The organism is Burkholderia sp. Bp9142 (assembly GCF_003853415.1).
GTDB lineage: Bacteria > Pseudomonadota > Gammaproteobacteria > Burkholderiales > Burkholderiaceae > Burkholderia.
Genome location: NZ_QTPP01000106.1, coordinates 1 through 587, shown reverse-complemented (window position 1 = coordinate 587; position 587 = coordinate 1). Strand labels below are relative to the sequence as shown.

Genomic DNA, 587 nt, shown 5'->3' with positions numbered 1-587 from the left:
GAGCCGTTCGCGATCGCCTGCTTGACGGCGGCCGGCGTCAGGTAGACGGAGGGGCCGACGTCCTCTTCCTCGTCGAGCCCGGCGTTGATCGCGGCGGCGGTGCTGTGCGTCGCACCCCAGTCCGACTGCACCTGGCCCTGGAAACCCCATTCGTTCTTCAGCACGTCGTTCAGCAGATGGGTGTTCTCGCACGCATACGTGCCGTTCAGGCGGTTGTAGCTGCACATCACGCTGCCGGGCTGACCGCGCTTCGCGGCGATCTCGAACGGCAGCAGGTAGAGCTCGCGCAGCGTACGCTCGTCGATCTGCGTGTTGCCGCCCATCCGGCCATGCTCCTGTTCGTTGCCGGCATAGTGCTTGATGGTCGCGATGACCTTCTGGCGTTGCGTGGCGAGCGTGCGCTCGGCGAGCAGGTCGCCGGCGAGCAGCGGATCCTCGCCGAGATACTCGAACAGCCGGCCGCCGCGCGGCTCGCGCGCGAGATTGGTGCCGCCGCCGAGCCCCATGCCGAACCCTTGCGCGCGCAACTGGATCGCGACCTGCTTGCCGTAGTCGTACGACAGGCGGCGATCCCAGCTCGCGGCGAC

General features: G+C 68.1%; 1 protein-coding gene. It reads right to left on the bottom strand.

What is annotated here, in order from left to right:
- Positions 1 to 587: glycoside hydrolase family 3 protein (locus DIE22_RS37850; RefSeq protein WP_148093218.1), on the bottom strand; the 587-nt coding region annotated here is incomplete at both ends.